Raw genomic sequence first — 21,606 nt, forward strand, 5'->3', positions numbered from 1 at the left:
CTAACTCTCCATAGATTTTATTGTATTTATAACAACTTGATAAATATCTTCATGGATACTATCTATACTTCTTAATTCATTATTTTCAACACAGTTTATTTTCTTCCAATTATATTTATCTGCAATATATAAAGAATTATTATATGAATCTTCTAAGTACTTAATATCACTTTCATGTATATCTTTTTTATCTTCACCTGTAAATTTATTTTTTCTGTTCTCCATAAGCTTTTGACTAAACTCAATTGGTACGTCTAAAAATACTACACAGTCAGGTTTTGGTATCTTATACATGTTAAATTCATAATCTGTTAACCAATCTAAGTACTTGTCCCTACCTTCCTTGTCCATTTTAGAGGCTTGATGTACCATATTAGACGTTGTATATCTATCTGCAAGTATTATATCTCCATTACAGTAAAATTCTTCCCACTCTGTCTTATATGATGCATATCTATCTGCTGCAAAAAATGTAGATGATACATATGGATCTACATCTGATGGTTTATCTCCAAAATCACCTCTTAAATACATTTTTACTAGTGCTGATGATTCTGACTTATAGTTTGGATATTCAACCTTTTTTATATTATACCCATCTTTTAATAGTCTTTCATATAACTTCTTAGTTTGTGTTGCTTTTCCGCTTGCATCTGATCCACTTTCTATGATTATTAACTTTCCATTCATATTTTATATCCTGATTAAAATTTCTTCTTACATTATTAGTTTCATTATCTCTCATACACTTTAGATAATTATTTTAATCAGATTCCACCTCCATATTTCTTTACTTATTATTCACTTATAATCTCTATAAATTCTAAATTTGAATCTTTTATTCCATTTATATGCATACCTTTTTTATTGCATAGTAACACATAATCTATTACGTCTTTTGTTATTATTTCTCCTGGAGATAATAGACTTATCCCTGGTGGATAAGGTATTATATATTCTCCACTTATTTCACCTATACTGTCATATATTTTAACACTTTTTTTACTCTTATAAAATGCTTCTCTAGGGCTTAAAGCTTTTTTGGGTATTATATTTGGATATTCTACTTCTTTTATATTTTCTTTTATATTATTACTATCATATATATTTTTTAATGCCATTTCTAGTTTCTTAAAATCTTTATCATCATTACCTATAGTACATATTAATAATACCCCATAATAGTTAGATAATTCTACCTGTATATTGTACTCTTTTCTAAGTATTTCTTCTAATTCATATCCTATTAATCCAATATTTTTTGATTCCACAAATATTTTAGTTTTATCATATTCATTATATACCCTTATAAGTTCATTACCCTTAATATTTTCTTTAAATTCATCTATATTTAATAAAAGCTCCTTCATTAATTCTTTTCCTTTTGTTTCATATATATCAACAGCTAACTCTAGTGAGGCCATAAGTGTATATGATGGACTTGATGACTGAACAAATCTTAGCATAGATGATAATCTAGAATGATTTACTCTATTTCCCTGTGTATGTATCATAGATGCTTGTGTAAATGCTGGTAAAGTTTTATGCGTGCTTTGTATAACTAAATCTGCACCTTGCCCTAAAGCAGTCTTAGGTAGTTCATCACTTAATCCTAAATGAGCTCCATGAGCTTCATCAACTATAACTATCATATTTTTATTATGCGCATAATCACAAATAGTTTTTAAGTCATATGTAATTCCATAATAAGTTGGATATGTAAGTAATATAGCTTTTGCATCTAGATTATTATTTATAACTTCTATAGCATCTTCTAATATAACTCCATTTACTATATTATTATCTTTACTTATATCTTCATTTATATATACAGGATTTATATCTCCTAATATGCATCCATTTATAACGGACTGATGACAATCTCTATTTACAATTAATTTATCTCCTGGCCCACAAGAAGCCATTATAGAGGCTTGTATTCCACTTGTGCTACCATTTACTATATAATATGTATTATCACTTTTAAATACCTTCGATGCTCTTTCTTGAGATGCTTTAATTATACTCTCTGGAGAATGTAAGTTATCTGTTCCTATTATCTCTGTAGTATCCATTTTATACATCTTATCTATTATTGATGTATATCCTAGCCTATCATATATTTTTCCCATTTTATGTCCAGGCACATGAAAAGATACTACATCTATATCAACTATTTCTTTTAATTCATTTATAATTGTGTTCTTCATTTATGGCTCCTTATATTTATATCTTTATATCTGGTTTCAATCTTTGATATTATTACTACTTATTTAATAATATCAAAACTTTGCCTATATGTTTTGATTTTATATAATTTAATTTTTTATATAAATAAAAGCCGTTGATTTTTATTATTATCAACGGCTTAAATATCATTTCTAATCATTATCATTAGATGCAAATGTGAATAGTAAGTATATACCTGCTAGACCAACTAAAGAATATATTATTCTACTTATTAATGCATAAGTACCTCCAAATATATTCCCTAATAAATCTGCTCCAAATACACCTATAATACCCCAATTAAGAGCTCCTATTATAGCTAATATTAGTGCAAATCTTCTCATATTTATCACTCCTATATAGTTAAATATCTATAAATATTTAATATTTATAGATTCATATAAGGATAATATTACGATTATAATATTATCCTTATTTTTATATAGAATTTCCAATTTTTATTTTTATATGTATTAATTATAAAAAGGCATCCAAAATTTGAATACCTTTTTGAATATAAAAAAAGATTACGTGGCTACGTCTTACTCTCCCAGGCAGTTGCCCACCAAGTACCATCAGCGCTAAAGAGCTTAACTTCTGTGTTCGGAATGGGAACAGGTGTATCCTCTTTGCTATTGTAACCACATAATCTTTTATTTTAGAGTTAATACTCTGAAAACTGCAAACATTTAACATATTAGTCATTTTAATTTTAGCAACCAGAATCTTCGATTCGGTTGGCGATATAAAAATCTTTAGATTTTTATTTTTTGGTCAAGTCCTCGACCTATTAGTATCGATAAGCTAAATACATTACTGCACTTACACCTTCGACCTATCAACCAGGTAGTCTTCCTGGGGTCTTACCCTTACGGTGGGAAATCTTATCTTGAAGTTGGCTTCGCGCTTAGATGCTTTCAGCGCTTATCCATTCCGTACATAGCTACCCAGCCATGCCCTTGGCAGAACAACTGGTACACCAGAGGTACGTCCATCCCGGTCCTCTCGTACTAAGGACAGGTCTCCTCAAATTTCCTACGCCTGCGACGGATAGGGACCGAACTGTCTCACGACGTTCTGAACCCAGCTCGCGTACCACTTTAATGGGCGAACAGCCCAACCCTTGGGACCTACTACAGCCCCAGGATGTGATGAGCCGACATCGAGGTGCCAAACCTCCCCGTCGATGTGGACTCTTGGGGGAGATAAGCCTGTTATCCCCAGGGTAGCTTTTATCCGTTGAGCGATGGCCCTTCCATGCGGAACCACCGGATCACTAAGTCCGACTTTCGTCCTTGCTCGACCTGTATGTCTTGCAATCAAGCTCTCTTTTGCCTTTACACTCTTCGTACGATTTCCGACCGTACTGAGAGAACCTTTGAGCGCCTCCGTTACTCTTTGGGAGGCGACCGCCCCAGTCAAACTGCCCACCTGACGGTGTCCCAAGACCTGATTCAAGGCCTCTGGTTAGGATCCCAGTACTACAAGGGTGGTATCCCAAGGATGACTCCACACAAACTGGCGTTCATGCTTCAAAGTCTCCCACCTATCCTGTACATGTAGTACCAAGACCCAACGTCAAGCTACAGTAAAGCTCCATGGGGTCTTTCCGTCCTGTCGCAGGTACCCGGCATCTTCACCGGGATTACAATTTCACCGAGTCTATTGTTGAGACAGTGCCCAAATCGTTACGCCTTTCGTGCGGGTCGGAACTTACCCGACAAGGAATTTCGCTACCTTAGGACCGTTATAGTTACGGCCGCCGTTTACTGGGGCTTAAGTTCACTGCTTCGATTGCTCTAACAGATCCCCTTAACCTTCCAGCACCGGGCAGGCGTCAGCTCCTATACATCGTCTTGCGACTTAGCAGAAACCTGTGTTTTTGGTAAACAGTCGCTTGGGCCTATTCTCTGCGGCCATCCAAAGGATGGCACCCCTTCTCCCTAAGTTACGGGGTCATTTTGCCGAGTTCCTTAACAATAGTTCTCTCGCTGGCCTTAGGATACTCTCCTCACCCACCTGTGTCGGTTTGAGGTACGGGCGCCTTTAAACTCGATAGAGACTTTTCTTGACAGTGTGAAATCAGCTACTTCGCTACTAAATTTCGCTCCCCATCGTACCCCAGCATTATCAAGACGGATTTGCCTATCTTGACTGCCTCAGTACTTAGCCACACATAACCAACAGTGTGGTTAGCTTATCCTACTGTGTCATCCCATTTCTCAAGCGTTTATTGGCGGTACAGGAATATCAACCTGTTGTCCATCACCTACGCCTTTCGGCCTCGGCTTAGGTCCCGACTAACCCAGGGCGGACGAACCTTCCCCTGGAAACCTTGGGTTTACGGCCCGTGGGATTCTCACCCACGTCTCGCTACTCATGCCAACATTCTCACTCGTATACTGTCCACGCGTCCTTACGGTCACGCTTCAGCCTGCATACGAAGCTCCCCTACCCATCATAATGATGCCGTAGCTTCGGTAGTACGTTTTAGCCCCGGAAATTTTCGGCGCAGGATCACTCGACCAGTGAGCTATTACGCACTCTTTAAATGAGTGGCTGCTTCTAAGCCAACATCCTGGTTGTCTGTGCAATCCCACATCCTTTACCACTTAACGTACATTTAGGGACCTTAGCTGACGATCTGGGCTGTTGCCCTTTCGACTATGAATCTTATCACCCACAGTCTGACTCCCAAGTATAAGAATACGGCATTCGGAGTTTGATAGTCTTCGGTAAGTGCAATACCCCCTAGGACATTCAGTGCTCTACCTCCGCTTCTCTCAACCTTGAGGCTAGCCCTAAAGCTATTTCGGGGAGAACCAGCTATCTCCGGGCTCGATTGGAATTTCACCGCTATCCACAAGTCATCCCCGAGCTTTTCAACGCTCGTGGGTTCGGTCCTCCACGAAATTTTACTTTCGCTTCAACCTGCTCATGGATAGGTCGCCCGGTTTCGGGTCTACGTCAAGTAACTTAAGCGCCCATTTAAGACTCGCTTTCGCTACGGCTCCGCACCTTAAGTGCTTAACCTTGCTACTTAACGTAACTCGTTGGCCCGTTCTACAAAAAGTACGCGGTCACACAAATAATGTGCTCCCACAGCTTGTAAGTGCAGGGTTTCAGGTTCTATTTCACTCCCCTCCCGGGGTTCTTTTCACCTTTCCCTCACGGTACTATGCGCTATCGGTCACTAGGTAGTATTTAGGCTTGGAGGATGGTCCCTCCTGCTTCCCACAGGGTTTCACGTGTCCCGTGGTACTCTGGATCATATCTAAAGAATTATCGTTTCAAATACAGGGCTATTACCTTCTATGGCGGAGCTTTCCAACTCTCTTCACTTACGATGACCTCTTCGTTTATGATATGTCCGCAACCCCAACGAAGAAAACTTCATTGGTTTGGCCTGTTCCGCGTTCGCTCGCCGCTACTTACGGAATCGAATTTCTTTCTTTTCCTCCGGGTACTTAGATGTTTCAGTTCCCCGGGTTCCCCTCGCTAAGCTATGTATTCACTTAACGATACTTAGACATTACTCTAAGTGAGTTTCCTCATTCGGAAATCTTCGGATCAAAGTTTACGTGCAACTCCCCGAAGCTTATCGCAGCTTATCGCGTCCTTCATCGGCTCCTAGTGCCAAGGCATCCGCCCTGCACCCTTAATAACTTGACCAGTTATTAAAAGTTATCGCTACTGAACAAACTTCGTATTCACTCAGTTTATTCCAGTGCTTAAAGTTGATTTTAAAGACTTATCTGTCTAGCTTATTTTAAAGACTTCATTGTCTATATATAAAATGATGTCATATCACTAAATGTTATGCAGTTTTCAAAGTACTAATATGGTGGAGATGAGGAGGATCGAACTCCTGACCCCTTGCGTGCAAGGCAAGTGCTCTCCCAGCTGAGCTACACCCCCATGTTATTAACTTTTTCAACGAAATATATTTGTCGATTTTTGTCAATATTTTTAGCAAGTTTTTATTCGTTTTTCACAAAAAAATAAGAACTCTCAAAATTAAACAGTAGGTAATTCTCCTTAGAAAGGAGGTGATCCAGCCGCACCTTCCGATACGGCTACCTTGTTACGACTTCACCCCAGTTATTGATTTCACCTTCGACGGCCGCTTCCAAAAGGTTAGCAAACCGGCTTCGGGCGCCCCCAACTTCCGTGGTGTGACGGGCGGTGTGTACAAGACCCGGGAACGCATTCACCGCAGCATTCTGATCTGCGATTACTAGTAACTCCAGCTTCATGTAGGCGAGTTTCAGCCTACAATCCGAACTGAGAATGGCTTTAAGGGATTAGCTCCGCCTCACGACTTGGCTGCCCTCTGTACCACCCATTGTAGCACGTGTGTAGCCCTAAGCATAAGGGGCATGATGATTTGACGTCATCCCCACCTTCCTCCAGGTTATCCCTGGCAGTCCCTCTAGAGTGCCCAACTTAATGCTGGCAACTAAAGGCAAGGGTTGCGCTCGTTGCGGGACTTAACCCAACATCTCACGACACGAGCTGACGACAACCATGCACCACCTGTCACTTCTGTCCCCGAAGGGAAATCTCCGATTAGGGAGAGGTCAAAAGGATGTCAAGCTTAGGTAAGGTTCTTCGCGTTGCTTCGAATTAAACCACATGCTCCGCTACTTGTGCGGGTCCCCGTCAATTCCTTTGAGTTTCACTCTTGCGAGCGTACTTCCCAGGCGGAGTACTTAATGCGTTAGCTGCGCCACCGAAGGGGGTAACCTCCGACAGCTAGTACTCATCGTTTACGGCGTGGACTACCAGGGTATCTAATCCTGTTTGCTCCCCACGCTTTCGTGCCTCAGTGTCAGTTACAGTCCAGAGAGCCGCCTTCGCAACTGGTATTCCTCCTAATATCTACGCATTTCACCGCTACACTAGGAATTCTACTCTCCTCTCCTGCACTCAAGTTTCTCAGTTTCAAAGGCTTACTACGGTTGAGCCGTAGCCTTTCACCTCTGACTTAAGAAACCACCTACGCACCCTTTACGCCCAGTAATTCCGGATAACGCTAGCCCCCTACGTATTACCGCGGCTGCTGGCACGTAGTTAGCCGGGGCTTCCTCCTCAAGTACCGTCATTATCTTCCTTGAGGACAGAGCTTTACGACCCGAAGGCCTTCATCGCTCACGCGGCGTTGCTGCATCAGGCTTTCGCCCATTGTGCAATATTCCCCACTGCTGCCTCCCGTAGGAGTTTGGACCGTGTCTCAGTTCCAATGTGGCCGATCACCCTCTCAGGTCGGCTACTGATCGTCGCCTTGGTAAGCCGTTACCTTACCAACTAGCTAATCAGACGCGGGTCCATCCTGTACCGATAAATCTTTGATAAAAAAGTCATGCGACTCTCTCATGTTATCCCGTATTAGCATACCTTTCGGTATGTTATCCGTGTGTACAGGGCAGGTTACCCACGCGTTACTCACCCGTCCGCCGCTCTTTCCCGAAGGAAATCGCTCGACTTGCATGTGTTAGGCACGCCGCCAGCGTTCATCCTGAGCCAGGATCAAACTCTTAAATATAAGTTTTGACTTGGGCTCAGATACTGTTATATATCTGGCTTTGTTTGGTTGTTTCAAATTCTATAAATTAACCTACTGTTTAATTTTCAAAGTTCTTAATTAATTTATTATGGTGGACCATCAGGGACTCGAACCCCGGACCTACCGGTTATGAGCCGGGCGCTCTAACCAACTGAGCTAATGGTCCTAATAAATTATGGTGCCGAAGACCGGAATCGAACCGGTACGGGAGGTAAGTCCCGCAGGATTTTAAGTCCTGTGCGTCTGCCAGTTCCGCCACTTCGGCACATCACGTGGCTACGTCTTACTCTCCCAGGCAGTTGCCCACCAAGTACCATCAGCGCTAAAGAGCTTAACTTCTGTGTTCGGAATGGGAACAGGTGTATCCTCTTTGCTATTGTAACCACATATTGTGTTTATTCTTTTGTTTTAAGACAAGTATTATAATACCATCTTAAGTTATCAATGTCAACACTTTTTGTGAAATATTTTCATATTTTTCTAAGTAATAACATTTTTAGAGTTAATACTCTGAAAACTGCAAACATTTATTGAATTTATCATTTTAAATTATTGGTCAAGTCCTCGACCTATTAGTATCGATAAGCTAAATACATTACTGCACTTACACCTTCGACCTATCAACCAGGTAGTCTTCCTGGGGTCTTACCCTTACGGTGGGAAATCTTATCTTGAAGTTGGCTTCGCGCTTAGATGCTTTCAGCGCTTATCCATTCCGTACATAGCTACCCAGCCATGCCCTTGGCAGAACAACTGGTACACCAGAGGTACGTCCATCCCGGTCCTCTCGTACTAAGGACAGGTCTCCTCAAATTTCCTACGCCTGCGACGGATAGGGACCGAACTGTCTCACGACGTTCTGAACCCAGCTCGCGTACCACTTTAATGGGCGAACAGCCCAACCCTTGGGACCTACTACAGCCCCAGGATGTGATGAGCCGACATCGAGGTGCCAAACCTCCCCGTCGATGTGGACTCTTGGGGGAGATAAGCCTGTTATCCCCAGGGTAGCTTTTATCCGTTGAGCGATGGCCCTTCCATGCGGAACCACCGGATCACTAAGTCCGACTTTCGTCCTTGCTCGACCTGTATGTCTTGCAATCAAGCTCTCTTTTGCCTTTACACTCTTCGTACGATTTCCGACCGTACTGAGAGAACCTTTGAGCGCCTCCGTTACTCTTTGGGAGGCGACCGCCCCAGTCAAACTGCCCACCTGACGGTGTCCCAAGACCTGATTCAAGGCCTCTGGTTAGGATCCCAGTACTACAAGGGTGGTATCCCAAGGATGACTCCACACAAACTGGCGTTCATGCTTCAAAGTCTCCCACCTATCCTGTACATGTAGTACCAAGACCCAACGTCAAGCTACAGTAAAGCTCCATGGGGTCTTTCCGTCCTGTCGCAGGTACCCGGCATCTTCACCGGGATTACAATTTCACCGAGTCTATTGTTGAGACAGTGCCCAAATCGTTACGCCTTTCGTGCGGGTCGGAACTTACCCGACAAGGAATTTCGCTACCTTAGGACCGTTATAGTTACGGCCGCCGTTTACTGGGGCTTAAGTTCACTGCTTCGATTGCTCTAACAGATCCCCTTAACCTTCCAGCACCGGGCAGGCGTCAGCTCCTATACATCGTCTTGCGACTTAGCAGAAACCTGTGTTTTTGGTAAACAGTCGCTTGGGCCTATTCTCTGCGGCCATCCAAAGGATGGCACCCCTTCTCCCTAAGTTACGGGGTCATTTTGCCGAGTTCCTTAACAATAGTTCTCTCGCTGGCCTTAGGATACTCTCCTCACCCACCTGTGTCGGTTTGAGGTACGGGCGCCTTTAAACTCGATAGAGACTTTTCTTGACAGTGTGAAATCAGCTACTTCGCTACTAAATTTCGCTCCCCATCGTACCCCAGCATTATCAAGACGGATTTGCCTATCTTGACTGCCTCAGTACTTAGCCACACATAACCAACAGTGTGGTTAGCTTATCCTACTGTGTCATCCCATTTCTCAAGCGTTTATTGGCGGTACAGGAATATCAACCTGTTGTCCATCACCTACGCCTTTCGGCCTCGGCTTAGGTCCCGACTAACCCAGGGCGGACGAACCTTCCCCTGGAAACCTTGGGTTTACGGCCCGTGGGATTCTCACCCACGTCTCGCTACTCATGCCAACATTCTCACTCGTATACTGTCCACGCGTCCTTACGGTCACGCTTCAGCCTGCATACGAAGCTCCCCTACCCATCATAATGATGCCGTAGCTTCGGTAGTACGTTTTAGCCCCGGAAATTTTCGGCGCAGGATCACTCGACCAGTGAGCTATTACGCACTCTTTAAATGAGTGGCTGCTTCTAAGCCAACATCCTGGTTGTCTGTGCAATCCCACATCCTTTACCACTTAACGTACATTTAGGGACCTTAGCTGACGATCTGGGCTGTTGCCCTTTCGACTATGAATCTTATCACCCACAGTCTGACTCCCAAGTATAAGAATACGGCATTCGGAGTTTGATAGTCTTCGGTAAGTGCAATACCCCCTAGGACATTCAGTGCTCTACCTCCGCTTCTCTCAACCTTGAGGCTAGCCCTAAAGCTATTTCGGGGAGAACCAGCTATCTCCGGGCTCGATTGGAATTTCACCGCTATCCACAAGTCATCCCCGAGCTTTTCAACGCTCGTGGGTTCGGTCCTCCACGAAATTTTACTTTCGCTTCAACCTGCTCATGGATAGGTCGCCCGGTTTCGGGTCTACGTCAAGTAACTTAAGCGCCCATTTAAGACTCGCTTTCGCTACGGCTCCGCACCTTAAGTGCTTAACCTTGCTACTTAACGTAACTCGTTGGCCCGTTCTACAAAAAGTACGCGGTCACACAAATAATGTGCTCCCACAGCTTGTAAGTGCAGGGTTTCAGGTTCTATTTCACTCCCCTCCCGGGGTTCTTTTCACCTTTCCCTCACGGTACTATGCGCTATCGGTCACTAGGTAGTATTTAGGCTTGGAGGATGGTCCCTCCTGCTTCCCACAGGGTTTCACGTGTCCCGTGGTACTCTGGATCATATCTAAAGAATTATCGTTTCAAATACAGGGCTATTACCTTCTATGGCGGAGCTTTCCAACTCTCTTCACTTACGATGACCTCTTCGTTTATGATATGTCCGCAACCCCAACGAAGAAAACTTCATTGGTTTGGCCTGTTCCGCGTTCGCTCGCCGCTACTTACGGAATCGAATTTCTTTCTTTTCCTCCGGGTACTTAGATGTTTCAGTTCCCCGGGTTCCCCTCGCTAAGCTATGTATTCACTTAACGATACTTAGACATTACTCTAAGTGAGTTTCCTCATTCGGAAATCTTCGGATCAAAGTTTACGTGCAACTCCCCGAAGCTTATCGCAGCTTATCGCGTCCTTCATCGGCTCCTAGTGCCAAGGCATCCGCCCTGCACCCTTAATAACTTGACCAGTTATTAAAGTGTTTCGTAAACGAACAAACTTCACATACGTTCAGTTTATTCCGTTACTCAAAGTTTGATATTTTAACGACTTATCTTGTCATTGATATTTTTAGAAGTTATCTTCTTCATATATATAAAATGATGTCATATCACTAAATGTTATGCAGTTTTCAAGGTACTAACGTACTTCGTCAACGATATTATTTCACATACGTTCAATAACATCCGTTACTCAAAGTAATATTTCGGGCTACGCCCTATTTTTGAGATGTTCTAATGAACCCTCAAAATTAAACAGTAGGCAATTCTCCTTAGAAAGGAGGTGATCCAGCCGCACCTTCCGATACGGCTACCTTGTTACGACTTCACCCCAGTTATTGATTTCACCTTCGACGGCCGCTTCCAAAAGGTTAGCAAACCGGCTTCGGGCGCCCCCAACTTCCGTGGTGTGACGGGCGGTGTGTACAAGACCCGGGAACGCATTCACCGCAGCATTCTGATCTGCGATTACTAGTAACTCCAGCTTCATGTAGGCGAGTTTCAGCCTACAATCCGAACTGAGAATGGCTTTAAGGGATTAGCTCCGCCTCACGACTTGGCTGCCCTCTGTACCACCCATTGTAGCACGTGTGTAGCCCTAAGCATAAGGGGCATGATGATTTGACGTCATCCCCACCTTCCTCCAGGTTATCCCTGGCAGTCCCTCTAGAGTGCCCAACTTAATGCTGGCAACTAAAGGCAAGGGTTGCGCTCGTTGCGGGACTTAACCCAACATCTCACGACACGAGCTGACGACAACCATGCACCACCTGTCACTTTTGTCCCCGAAGGGAAATCTCCGATTAGGGAGAGGTCAAAAGGATGTCAAGCTTAGGTAAGGTTCTTCGCGTTGCTTCGAATTAAACCACATGCTCCGCTACTTGTGCGGGTCCCCGTCAATTCCTTTGAGTTTCACTCTTGCGAGCGTACTTCCCAGGCGGAGTACTTAATGCGTTAGCTGCGCCACCGAAGGGGGTAACCTCCGACAGCTAGTACTCATCGTTTACGGCGTGGACTACCAGGGTATCTAATCCTGTTTGCTCCCCACGCTTTCGTGCCTCAGTGTCAGTTACAGTCCAGAGAGCCGCCTTCGCAACTGGTATTCCTCCTAATATCTACGCATTTCACCGCTACACTAGGAATTCTACTCTCCTCTCCTGCACTCAAGTTTCTCAGTTTCAAAGGCTTACTACGGTTGAGCCGTAGCCTTTCACCTCTGACTTAAGAAACCACCTACGCACCCTTTACGCCCAGTAATTCCGGATAACGCTAGCCCCCTACGTATTACCGCGGCTGCTGGCACGTAGTTAGCCGGGGCTTCCTCCTCAAGTACCGTCATTATCTTCCTTGAGGACAGAGCTTTACGACCCGAAGGCCTTCATCGCTCACGCGGCGTTGCTGCATCAGGCTTTCGCCCATTGTGCAATATTCCCCACTGCTGCCTCCCGTAGGAGTTTGGACCGTGTCTCAGTTCCAATGTGGCCGATCACCCTCTCAGGTCGGCTACTGATCGTCGCCTTGGTAAGCCGTTACCTTACCAACTAGCTAATCAGACGCGGGTCCATCCTGTACCGCCGGAGCTTTGATAAGAAAGCCATGCGACTCTCTCATGTTATCCCGTATTAGCATACCTTTCGGTATGTTATCCGTGTGTACAGGGCAGGTTACCCACGCGTTACTCACCCGTCCGCCGCTCTTTCCCGAAGGAAATCGCTCGACTTGCATGTGTTAGGCACGCCGCCAGCGTTCATCCTGAGCCAGGATCAAACTCTTAAATATAAGTTTTGACTTGGGCTCAGATACTGTTATATATCTGGCTTTGTTTGGTTGTTTCAAATTCTATAAATTAACCTACTGTTTAATTTTCAAAGTTCATTTTAAGCAACCATGTTGGTGCTTATTTTTTTAACTTTCTTAGTTTACCAAAGCTATTTAACTTTGTCAACTTTTTTCTGTTGTTTTTCTATTTATTTGCCCTCGTCTTAAGGACAAGTATAACTATATCATCTAAAATTAACATCGTCAACAGTTTTTTAATATTTTTTTTACATATATTTTAGTTTGAATTTTAACTATACGATTTATCCACATTATCAACATATTATTCACATTGATTTCTCATTGCTTCAAAAAAAGTATCCACATATTTCACAGAGTTATTAACAAAAAAATATTTTAATTTAATAAATTAATAATATATAAGGTAATTATTTTTCTATTTATATATTATCAATAAAGATAAAAAAATAGTGTAAATAACTTGTTTTAAGTTATTTACACTATTTTTATTTATATTAAAAAGATTTTTATTTAGCTGCAGATAAATCTTCCATATATTCTTCAGACAAAATAATTTGCTTATATTTTAAGCTTCTTTGTACATTTATTATTCTCTGATTAGACGATCCTCTAAACTTTAAGCTTATATCTTTTCGCTCTTCCATAAACTTTCCATCTACTAATACATCTATCTGCTTTAACAAATTTAAGTTTTTAAAGTATGAAGGATTCTTTTTATCTAACAAATACTCAAATGTAAATCCTGTATAAGCCCATATATCTAATTTATTTTCCTTAGCTTCTTTAGCTATTTCTTCTAAAGCTTCTGGTTGTAAGAATGGTTCTCCACCTGATAAAGTTATGCCCTTTTGTAATTTTAATATCTTTAACTTATCAATAATATCTTTAGTATCTACCTCGAATCCTCCACACAAATCATGAGTTTGTGGATTATGGCAATTCTTACAATTATGGATACATCCTTGTGTCCATACTACCATTCTAAGACCAGGACCATCTACTATACTATCAAAAGTTGTAGGAGATGATATTCTTATCTTCATAATCCATTTCCCCTTTATCTTCTATATTATTTATGTTTAACTCTGTCACGCACTTCAGCTTGTTTTGCGTTATTAAATCTATCTACTGTACCAACTAAGTAACCTGTTATTCTTCTTATTCTTTCAAACTTGATATCACTATCTTCTTCATTTCTTCCACATGCTGGGCATATATTACTTTCTATAACTCCTGAGAATCCACATATAGGATCTCTATCTACAGGATGATTTACACTTCCGTACCCTATTCCTTGTTCTTTCATAGCCTTTATAATAGTTTCAAAAGCTTCTAGGTTATCAGATGGATTACCATCTAACTCTATATACGTTATATGACCTGCATTAGTAAGTTCATGATAAGGAGCTTCTATTCTTATTTTATCAAAAGCACTTAATTTATGATAAACCGGAACATGGAATGAGTTAGTATAATATTCTTTATCCGTAATTCCCTTTATCTCACCATAAGCTTTTTTATCTATTCTTGTAAATCTTCCTGAAAGTCCTTCAGCTGGTGTAGCTATAATAGAAAAGTTTAAGTTATACTTTTCACTAGCTGCTTCCATTTTTTCTCTCATATGCGATACTATCTTAAGACCTAACTCTTGAGCTTCTTCGCTTTCACCATGGTGTTTTCCTATAAGAGCTAATAAACATTCAGCTAGCCCTATAAATCCTATAGTTAATGTACCTTGTTTTATAACTTCTGATAATTTATCTTCTGGACCAAGTTTATCAGACCCTTGCCATACACCTTGACCCATTAAGAATGGGAAGTTTTTCATTCTCTTATTACCTTGTACTTCCATTCTTTCTAATAACTGCTCTGTAACTAAATCTATTTTCTCATCTAATTCATTGAAGAATTCTTCTATATTAGCTTCTTTGTTATCTACCACTCCATGTTTTATACCTAATCTAGGAAGGTTTATTGTAGTAAACGATAAGTTACCTCTACCACTAACTATCTGTTCTCCACATACATTTCCAAGAACTCTAGTTCTACATCCCATGTAAGTAGCTTCTGTTTCTGGATGTCCTTCTTTATAATATTGAGCATTAAATGGAGCATCTAAGAAACTAAAGTTAGGGAATAGTCTTTTTGCTGAAACTTTACATGCTAATTTAAATAAATCATAGTTAGGATCTTCAGGGTTTAAACTAATGCCTTCTTTTACCTTAAATATTTGTATAGGGAATATAGGCGTTTCTCCATTTCCTAATCCTCTCTCTAATGATAATAATATATTCTTTGTTACCATTCTTCCTTCTTCAGATATATCTGTTCCATAGTTTATACTAGAGAATGGAACTTGTGCTCCCGCTCTAGAATGCATTGTATTTAAGTTATGAATAAATGCTTCCATCGCTTGATATGTTCTCTTATCAGTTTCTTTAATAGATTCATCAAAGGCGAATGTTTGTATATTTTTAGCAATTTCTTCAGTTATATCAAACTTAGCTTGTAACTTTTCTCTTTCAACAGATAAGTATTTTTCTTCTCTTTTTATACCTACCTTCATTCCTGTTTCTTCTTCACATTTATAAACTATATCTTTTATTATTCCGTTATCTTCTATGCCTTTAAATAATTTTAAAGCTTTTGATATATTACTTATATAGAATTTCTTAAATGTTTTATATACACCCTCTGCTAATCCATAATCAAAGAAAGGTATACTTTGCCCTCCATGTTGATCATTTTGATTGCTTTGTATAGCAATTGCAGCTAGTGCTGAGTAACTTATAATATCATTTGGTTCTCTTAAGAACCCATGACCTGTAGAAAATCCACCTTTGAATAATTTATTAAGATCTATTTGGCAACAAGTTAATGTTCCCATATTTAAAAAATCCATATCATGTATATGTATATCTCCATTATCATGAGCAAATGAATGTTCTGGGTTTAATAAGTGTGTTTTACAAAATTCTTTAGATACTGTACTACCATATTGAAGCATAGTACCCATAGCTGTATTTCCATTTATATTAGCATTCTCTCTTTTTATATCTGCATCATTTGCATCAGCGAATGTTATTTCTTCTATGGCTTTCATTAGTCTAGTTTTAGAATTTCTTATTCTACTTCTTTCTGTTCTGTACACTATATATTCTTCACTAGTCTTTGCATGTCCTTCTTCTATAAGAACCTTAACAACTGCATTTTGCACGTCCTCTACCCCTGGAACATCATTTATAAATTTAGTATTTAATCTTTTTATTACTTCTTGTGTTAATTCTTCTGATAATTTATAATCTGGTGATTTATGCTCCTTTTCTGCTACATTACTAGCTGCTAAAAATATAGCTCTAGTTATTCTATCTGCATTAAAAGGTATCACTCTTCCGTCTCTTTTTTTAACTAAATTAATCATTCGTAAAATCCCCCTTATCACTATATATTGTAGCATATTTATATAAGCACTACTACATATAGTATATTAAGATTAAAAAAATCCCCTTTAACTTCGTCAAAGGGATTCTCATAATTGCTACTAAATAAGATTACCAAATTTGTACATAATAGTCAAATTAACTGAAATCATTGCAAATGCTATGTGGATAATTTGAACCTAAGCAATTGTAATAGTTTTAAGAATGATAAATATTTTTGTTATTTTTTATATAATTTTTGCCTATAGTCATATATCCATTGGAATTACAATATAATGTAGTTAAAAGCTAAGTTCATTTTTTTAGATTTTATTGTAATAAAAGCTTGTAATAATATGTATTGTGGATAACTTTTATACATATTTTAGTCATACAATAATGTATGCATATATAAATAGATACTATACCTAATATTAAGTTAATATAACAATTTTTTACTTATTATTCCATATATAAACAAGTAAAAACTATATTTAAAATTTTAATTTAATATATAATTTCAAAATATAAAGGAGGATTTCATGTTATCTAATAGAGTTTCATCTATAGCCCCATCTTATACAATTGGTATAAGCTCTAAAGTATCCGAAATGAAAACTAAAGGTATTAATATTTTAGACCTTAGTATTGGAGAGCCTGATTTTAATGTTCCATATGATGCAAAATATAGTGGTATAAGTTCTCTTAATAATAATTTAACTAAATATAATATGGTTCCTGGACTTAAAGTTCTCAGAGATGAAATATGCAATAAACTTCTTAATGAGAATAATTGTAACTATTCTCCAGATGAAATAGTGGTATCTAGTGGAGCCAAACATTGTATAACAAATTCCTTATTAGCTTTAACTAATCCAGAAGATGAAATATTAGTCCCAAAACCTTATTGGGTAAGTTACCCAGAAATTATAAAACTAGTTAATGCTAAACCGATACTTATAGATTCTAAGAAAGAAAATAATTTTAAAATTACACCGAACGATCTTATACCTTATGTTACATCTAAAACTAAAGTCCTTATTTTAAATAATCCATCTAATCCAACTGGAGCTGTATATACTAAAGAAGAATTAGTATCTATATTAGATTTTTGTATAAAAAATAATATCTATATACTTGCTGATGAAATCTATGAAAAAATATGCTTTGATAATAGTTTTGTATCTGTTGCCTCTATAAGTGAAAATGCAAAAGATATAACTATAACAGTAAATGGTTTCTCTAAATCTGTAGCCATGACAGGGTTAAGATTAGGTTACTCAGCGTCAAATCAAACAATAGCAAATGCTATCAGTAAAATACAAGGGCATTTAACATCTCACCCAAGCTTAACAGCACAATATGTAGGATATGGAGCTTTAAAAAATTGCTCTAATGATATAAATGAAATGGTAAAAGAATATAAGTCTAGAAGAGATTTAATTTGTGATAGAGTTAATTCTATACCTTATATAGATTATATATACCCACATGGAGCATTCTATATCTTTATAGATTTATCGAGTATATCTAAAAAATTTAATTTTGATGAAAGTTTTTCTATCGAATTTTGCGATAGATTTTTAGAAGAATATAATGTGGCTGTAGTACCAGGAATAGCTTTTGGTATGGATAATTATATTAGAATTTCTTTTGCATGTTCTGATAATATCTTCTTAGAAGGATTAAATAAGTTAGATCAATTTATATCAGATATTATGAATTAATAAATGGCACTTCTTTGCATGAACTAGTTAGTTAAGTATATATTTTTATTTATACACCATTATATATTTATAAATTAAATAAGCCATAATTTGCGTATATAAAAAACTGTTAGGATTAAAATCGCTAACAGCTTTTTTATTAAAATAAAAAAGATTACGTAGCTACGTCTTACTCTCCCAGGCAGTTGCCCACCAAGTACCATCAGCGCTAAAGAGCTTAACTTCTGTGTTCGGAATGGGAACAGGTGTATCCTCTTTGCTATTGTAACCACATAATCTTTTATTTTAGAGTTAATACTCTGAAAACTGCAAACATTTATTGAATTTATCATTTTAATTTTGGTCAAGTCCTCGACCTATTAGTATCGATAAGCTAAATACATTACTGCACTTACACCTTCGACCTATCAACCAGGTAGTCTTCCTGGGGTCTTACCCTTACGGTGGGAAATCTTATCTTGAAGTTGGCTTCGCGCTTAGATGCTTTCAGCGCTTATCCATTCCGTACATAGCTACCCAGCCATGCCCTTGGCAGAACAACTGGTACACCAGAGGTACGTCCATCCCGGTCCTCTCGTACTAAGGACAGGTCTCCTCAAATTTCCTACGCCTGCGACGGATAGGGACCGAACTGTCTCACGACGTTCTGAACCCAGCTCGCGTACCACTTTAATGGGCGAACAGCCCAACCCTTGGGACCTACTACAGCCCCAGGATGTGATGAGCCGACATCGAGGTGCCAAACCTCCCCGTCGATGTGGACTCTTGGGGGAGATAAGCCTGTTATCCCCAGGGTAGCTTTTATCCGTTGAGCGATGGCCCTTCCATGCGGAACCACCGGATCACTAAGTCCGACTTTCGTCCTTGCTCGACCTGTATGTCTTGCAATCAAGCTCTCTTTTGCCTTTACACTCTTCGTACGATTTCCGACCGTACTGAGAGAACCTTTGAGCGCCTCCGTTACTCTTTGGGAGGCGACCGCCCCAGTCAAACTGCCCACCTGACGGTGTCCCAAGACCTGATTCAAGGCCTCTGGTTAGGATCCCAGTACTACAAGGGTGGTATCCCAAGGATGACTCCACACAAACTGGCGTTCATGCTTCAAAGTCTCCCACCTATCCTGTACATGTAGTACCAAGACCCAACGTCAAGCTACAGTAAAGCTCCATGGGGTCTTTCCGTCCTGTCGCAGGTACCCGGCATCTTCACCGGGATTACAATTTCACCGAGTCTATTGTTGAGACAGTGCCCAAATCGTTACGCCTTTCGTGCGGGTCGGAACTTACCCGACAAGGAATTTCGCTACCTTAGGACCGTTATAGTTACGGCCGCCGTTTACTGGGGCTTAAGTTCACTGCTTCGATTGCTCTAACAGATCCCCTTAACCTTCCAGCACCGGGCAGGCGTCAGCTCCTATACATCGTCTTGCGACTTAGCAGAAACCTGTGTTTTTGGTAAACAGTCGCTTGGGCCTATTCTCTGCGGCCATCCAAAGGATGGCACCCCTTCTCCCTAAGTTACGGGGTCATTTTGCCGAGTTCCTTAACAATAGTTCTCTCGCTGGCCTTAGGATACTCTCCTCACCCACCTGTGTCGGTTTGAGGTACGGGCGCCTTTAAACTCGATAGAGACTTTTCTTGACAGTGTGAAATCAGCTACTTCGCTACTAAATTTCGCTCCCCATCGTACCCCAGCATTATCAAGACGGATTTGCCTATCTTGACTGCCTCAGTACTTAGCCACACATAACCAACAGTGTGGTTAGCTTATCCTACTGTGTCATCCCATTTCTCAAGCGTTTATTGGCGGTACAGGAATATCAACCTGTTGTCCATCACCTACGCCTTTCGGCCTCGGCTTAGGTCCCGACTAACCCAGGGCGGACGAACCTTCCCCTGGAAACCTTGGGTTTACGGCCCGTGGGATTCTCACCCACGTCTCGCTACTCATGCCAACATTCTCACTCGTATACTGTCCACGCGTCCTTACGGTCACGCTTCAGCCTGCATACGAAGCTCCCCTACCCATCATAATGATGCCGTAGCTTCGGTAGTACGTTTTAGCCCCGGAAATTTTCGGCGCAGGATCACTCGACCAGTGAGCTATTACGCACTCTTTAAATGAGTGGCTGCTTCTAAGCCAACATCCTGGTTGTCTGTGCAATCCCACATCCTTTACCACTTAACGTACATTTAGGGACCTTAGCTGACGATCTGGGCTGTTGCCCTTTCGACTATGAATCTTATCACCCACAGTCTGACTCCCAAGTATAAGAATACGGCATTCGGAGTTTGATAGTCTTCGGTAAGTGCAATACCCCCTAGGACATTCAGTGCTCTACCTCCGCTTCTCTCAACCTTGAGGCTAGCCCTAAAGCTATTTCGGGGAGAACCAGCTATCTCCGGGCTCGATTGGAATTTCACCGCTATCCACAAGTCATCCCCGAGCTTTTCAACGCTCGTGGGTTCGGTCCTCCACGAAATTTTACTTTCGCTTCAACCTGCTCATGGATAGGTCGCCCGGTTTCGGGTCTACGTCAAGTAACTTAAGCGCCCATTTAAGACTCGCTTTCGCTACGGCTCCGCACCTTAAGTGCTTAACCTTGCTACTTAACGTAACTCGTTGGCCCGTTCTACAAAAAGTACGCGGTCACACAAATAATGTGCTCCCACAGCTTGTAAGTGCAGGGTTTCAGGTTCTATTTCACTCCCCTCCCGGGGTTCTTTTCACCTTTCCCTCACGGTACTATGCGCTATCGGTCACTAGGTAGTATTTAGGCTTGGAGGATGGTCCCTCCTGCTTCCCACAGGGTTTCACGTGTCCCGTGGTACTCTGGATCATATCTAAAGAATTATCGTTTCAAATACAGGGCTATTACCTTCTATGGCGGAGCTTTCCAACTCTCTTCACTTACGATGACCTCTTCGTTTATGATATGTCCGCAACCCCAACGAAGAAAACTTCATTGGTTTGGCCTGTTCCGCGTTCGCTCGCCGCTACTTACGGAATCGAATTTCTTTCTTTTCCTCCGGGTACTTAGATGTTTCAGTTCCCCGGGTTCCCCTCGCTAAGCTATGTATTCACTTAACGATACTTAGACATTACTCTAAGTGAGTTTCCTCATTCGGAAATCTTCGGATCAAAGTTTACGTGCAACTCCCCGAAGCTTATCGCAGCTTATCGCGTCCTTCATCGGCTCCTAGTGCCAAGGCATCCGCCCTGCACCCTTAATAACTTGACCAGTTATTAAAAGTTATCGCTACTGAACAAACTTCGTATTCACTCAGTTTATTCCAGTGCTTAAAGTTGATTTTAAAGACTTATCTGTCTAGCTTATTTTAAAGACTTCATTGTCTATATATAAAATGATGTCATATCA

General features: G+C 40.7%; 6 protein-coding genes, 3 tRNA genes and 8 rRNA genes. 1 reads left to right on the forward strand and 16 read right to left on the reverse strand.

Going from position 1 to position 21,606, the window contains the following annotated elements; genetic code table 11:
- The 14 genes from JNUCC81_RS18115 to JNUCC81_RS18180 form a co-directional block, all read right to left on the reverse strand.
- Complete coding sequence (locus tag JNUCC81_RS18115; RefSeq protein WP_454094734.1) at positions 1 to 690, reverse strand: dTMP kinase; 690 nt, start codon at positions 688 to 690, stop codon at positions 1 to 3.
- Positions 691 to 797: 107 nt separating this feature from the next.
- Positions 798 to 2,210 (reverse strand): aminotransferase class I/II-fold pyridoxal phosphate-dependent enzyme, encoded by a 1,413-nt coding sequence (locus tag JNUCC81_RS18120; protein WP_454094735.1) that lies wholly within the window; start codon positions 2,208 to 2,210, stop codon positions 798 to 800.
- Positions 2,211 to 2,381: 171 nt separating this feature from the next.
- Positions 2,382 to 2,573 carry a DUF378 domain-containing protein gene (locus JNUCC81_RS18125; protein ID WP_208334288.1) on the reverse strand — a complete coding sequence of 64 codons (192 nt, stop codon included), beginning with the start codon at positions 2,571 to 2,573 and terminating at the stop codon, positions 2,382 to 2,384.
- Between the two features lie 185 nt (positions 2,574 to 2,758).
- Positions 2,759 to 2,875, reverse strand: a 5S ribosomal RNA gene (gene rrf / locus JNUCC81_RS18130).
- 124 nt (positions 2,876 to 2,999) lie between these two features.
- Positions 3,000 to 5,901 (reverse strand): 23S ribosomal RNA (locus tag JNUCC81_RS18135).
- Positions 5,902 to 6,071: 170 nt separating this feature from the next.
- Positions 6,072 to 6,147 (reverse strand) — tRNA-Ala (locus tag JNUCC81_RS18140).
- A 124-nt stretch (positions 6,148 to 6,271) separates the two neighbouring features.
- A 16S ribosomal RNA gene (locus tag JNUCC81_RS18145) occupies positions 6,272 to 7,774 on the reverse strand.
- 110 nt (positions 7,775 to 7,884) lie between these two features.
- Positions 7,885 to 7,961 (reverse strand) — tRNA-Ile (locus JNUCC81_RS18150).
- Positions 7,962 to 7,971: 10 nt separating this feature from the next.
- Positions 7,972 to 8,060: transfer RNA gene (locus tag JNUCC81_RS18155), tRNA-Leu, on the reverse strand.
- A gap of 5 nt (positions 8,061 to 8,065) precedes the next feature.
- Positions 8,066 to 8,182, reverse strand: a 5S ribosomal RNA gene (rrf, locus tag JNUCC81_RS18160).
- 165 nt (positions 8,183 to 8,347) lie between these two features.
- Positions 8,348 to 11,249: ribosomal RNA gene (locus JNUCC81_RS18165) — 23S ribosomal RNA — on the reverse strand.
- A 308-nt stretch (positions 11,250 to 11,557) separates the two neighbouring features.
- Positions 11,558 to 13,060 (reverse strand): 16S ribosomal RNA (locus JNUCC81_RS18170).
- The 16S, 23S and 5S rRNA genes sit together here with 3 tRNA genes alongside, the layout of an rRNA operon.
- A gap of 527 nt (positions 13,061 to 13,587) precedes the next feature.
- Positions 13,588 to 14,124: an anaerobic ribonucleoside-triphosphate reductase activating protein gene (nrdG, locus tag JNUCC81_RS18175; RefSeq protein ID WP_454094736.1), complete on the reverse strand. Its 537-nt coding sequence runs from the start codon at positions 14,122 to 14,124 to the stop codon at positions 13,588 to 13,590.
- Positions 14,125 to 14,150: 26 nt separating this feature from the next.
- The gene (locus JNUCC81_RS18180) at positions 14,151 to 16,502 is read right to left on the reverse strand and encodes an anaerobic ribonucleoside triphosphate reductase (RefSeq protein WP_454094737.1); all 2,352 of its coding nucleotides are present in this window, start codon (positions 16,500 to 16,502) and stop codon (positions 14,151 to 14,153) included.
- Positions 16,503 to 17,042: 540 nt separating this feature from the next.
- Here JNUCC81_RS18180 and JNUCC81_RS18185 point away from each other — a divergent pair.
- Positions 17,043 to 18,227: a pyridoxal phosphate-dependent aminotransferase gene (locus JNUCC81_RS18185; RefSeq protein ID WP_454094738.1), complete on the forward strand. Its 1,185-nt coding sequence runs from the start codon at positions 17,043 to 17,045 to the stop codon at positions 18,225 to 18,227.
- A gap of 156 nt (positions 18,228 to 18,383) precedes the next feature.
- Here JNUCC81_RS18185 and rrf (JNUCC81_RS18190) read toward each other — a convergent pair.
- Both rrf (JNUCC81_RS18190) and JNUCC81_RS18195 read right to left on the reverse strand, forming a co-directional pair.
- Positions 18,384 to 18,500 (reverse strand): 5S ribosomal RNA (gene rrf, locus JNUCC81_RS18190).
- 66 nt (positions 18,501 to 18,566) lie between these two features.
- A 23S ribosomal RNA gene (locus tag JNUCC81_RS18195) occupies positions 18,567 to 21,468 on the reverse strand.
- Between the last annotated feature and the right edge of the window lie 138 nt (positions 21,469 to 21,606).

This window comes from Faecalimicrobium sp. JNUCC 81 (genome assembly GCF_053667625.1).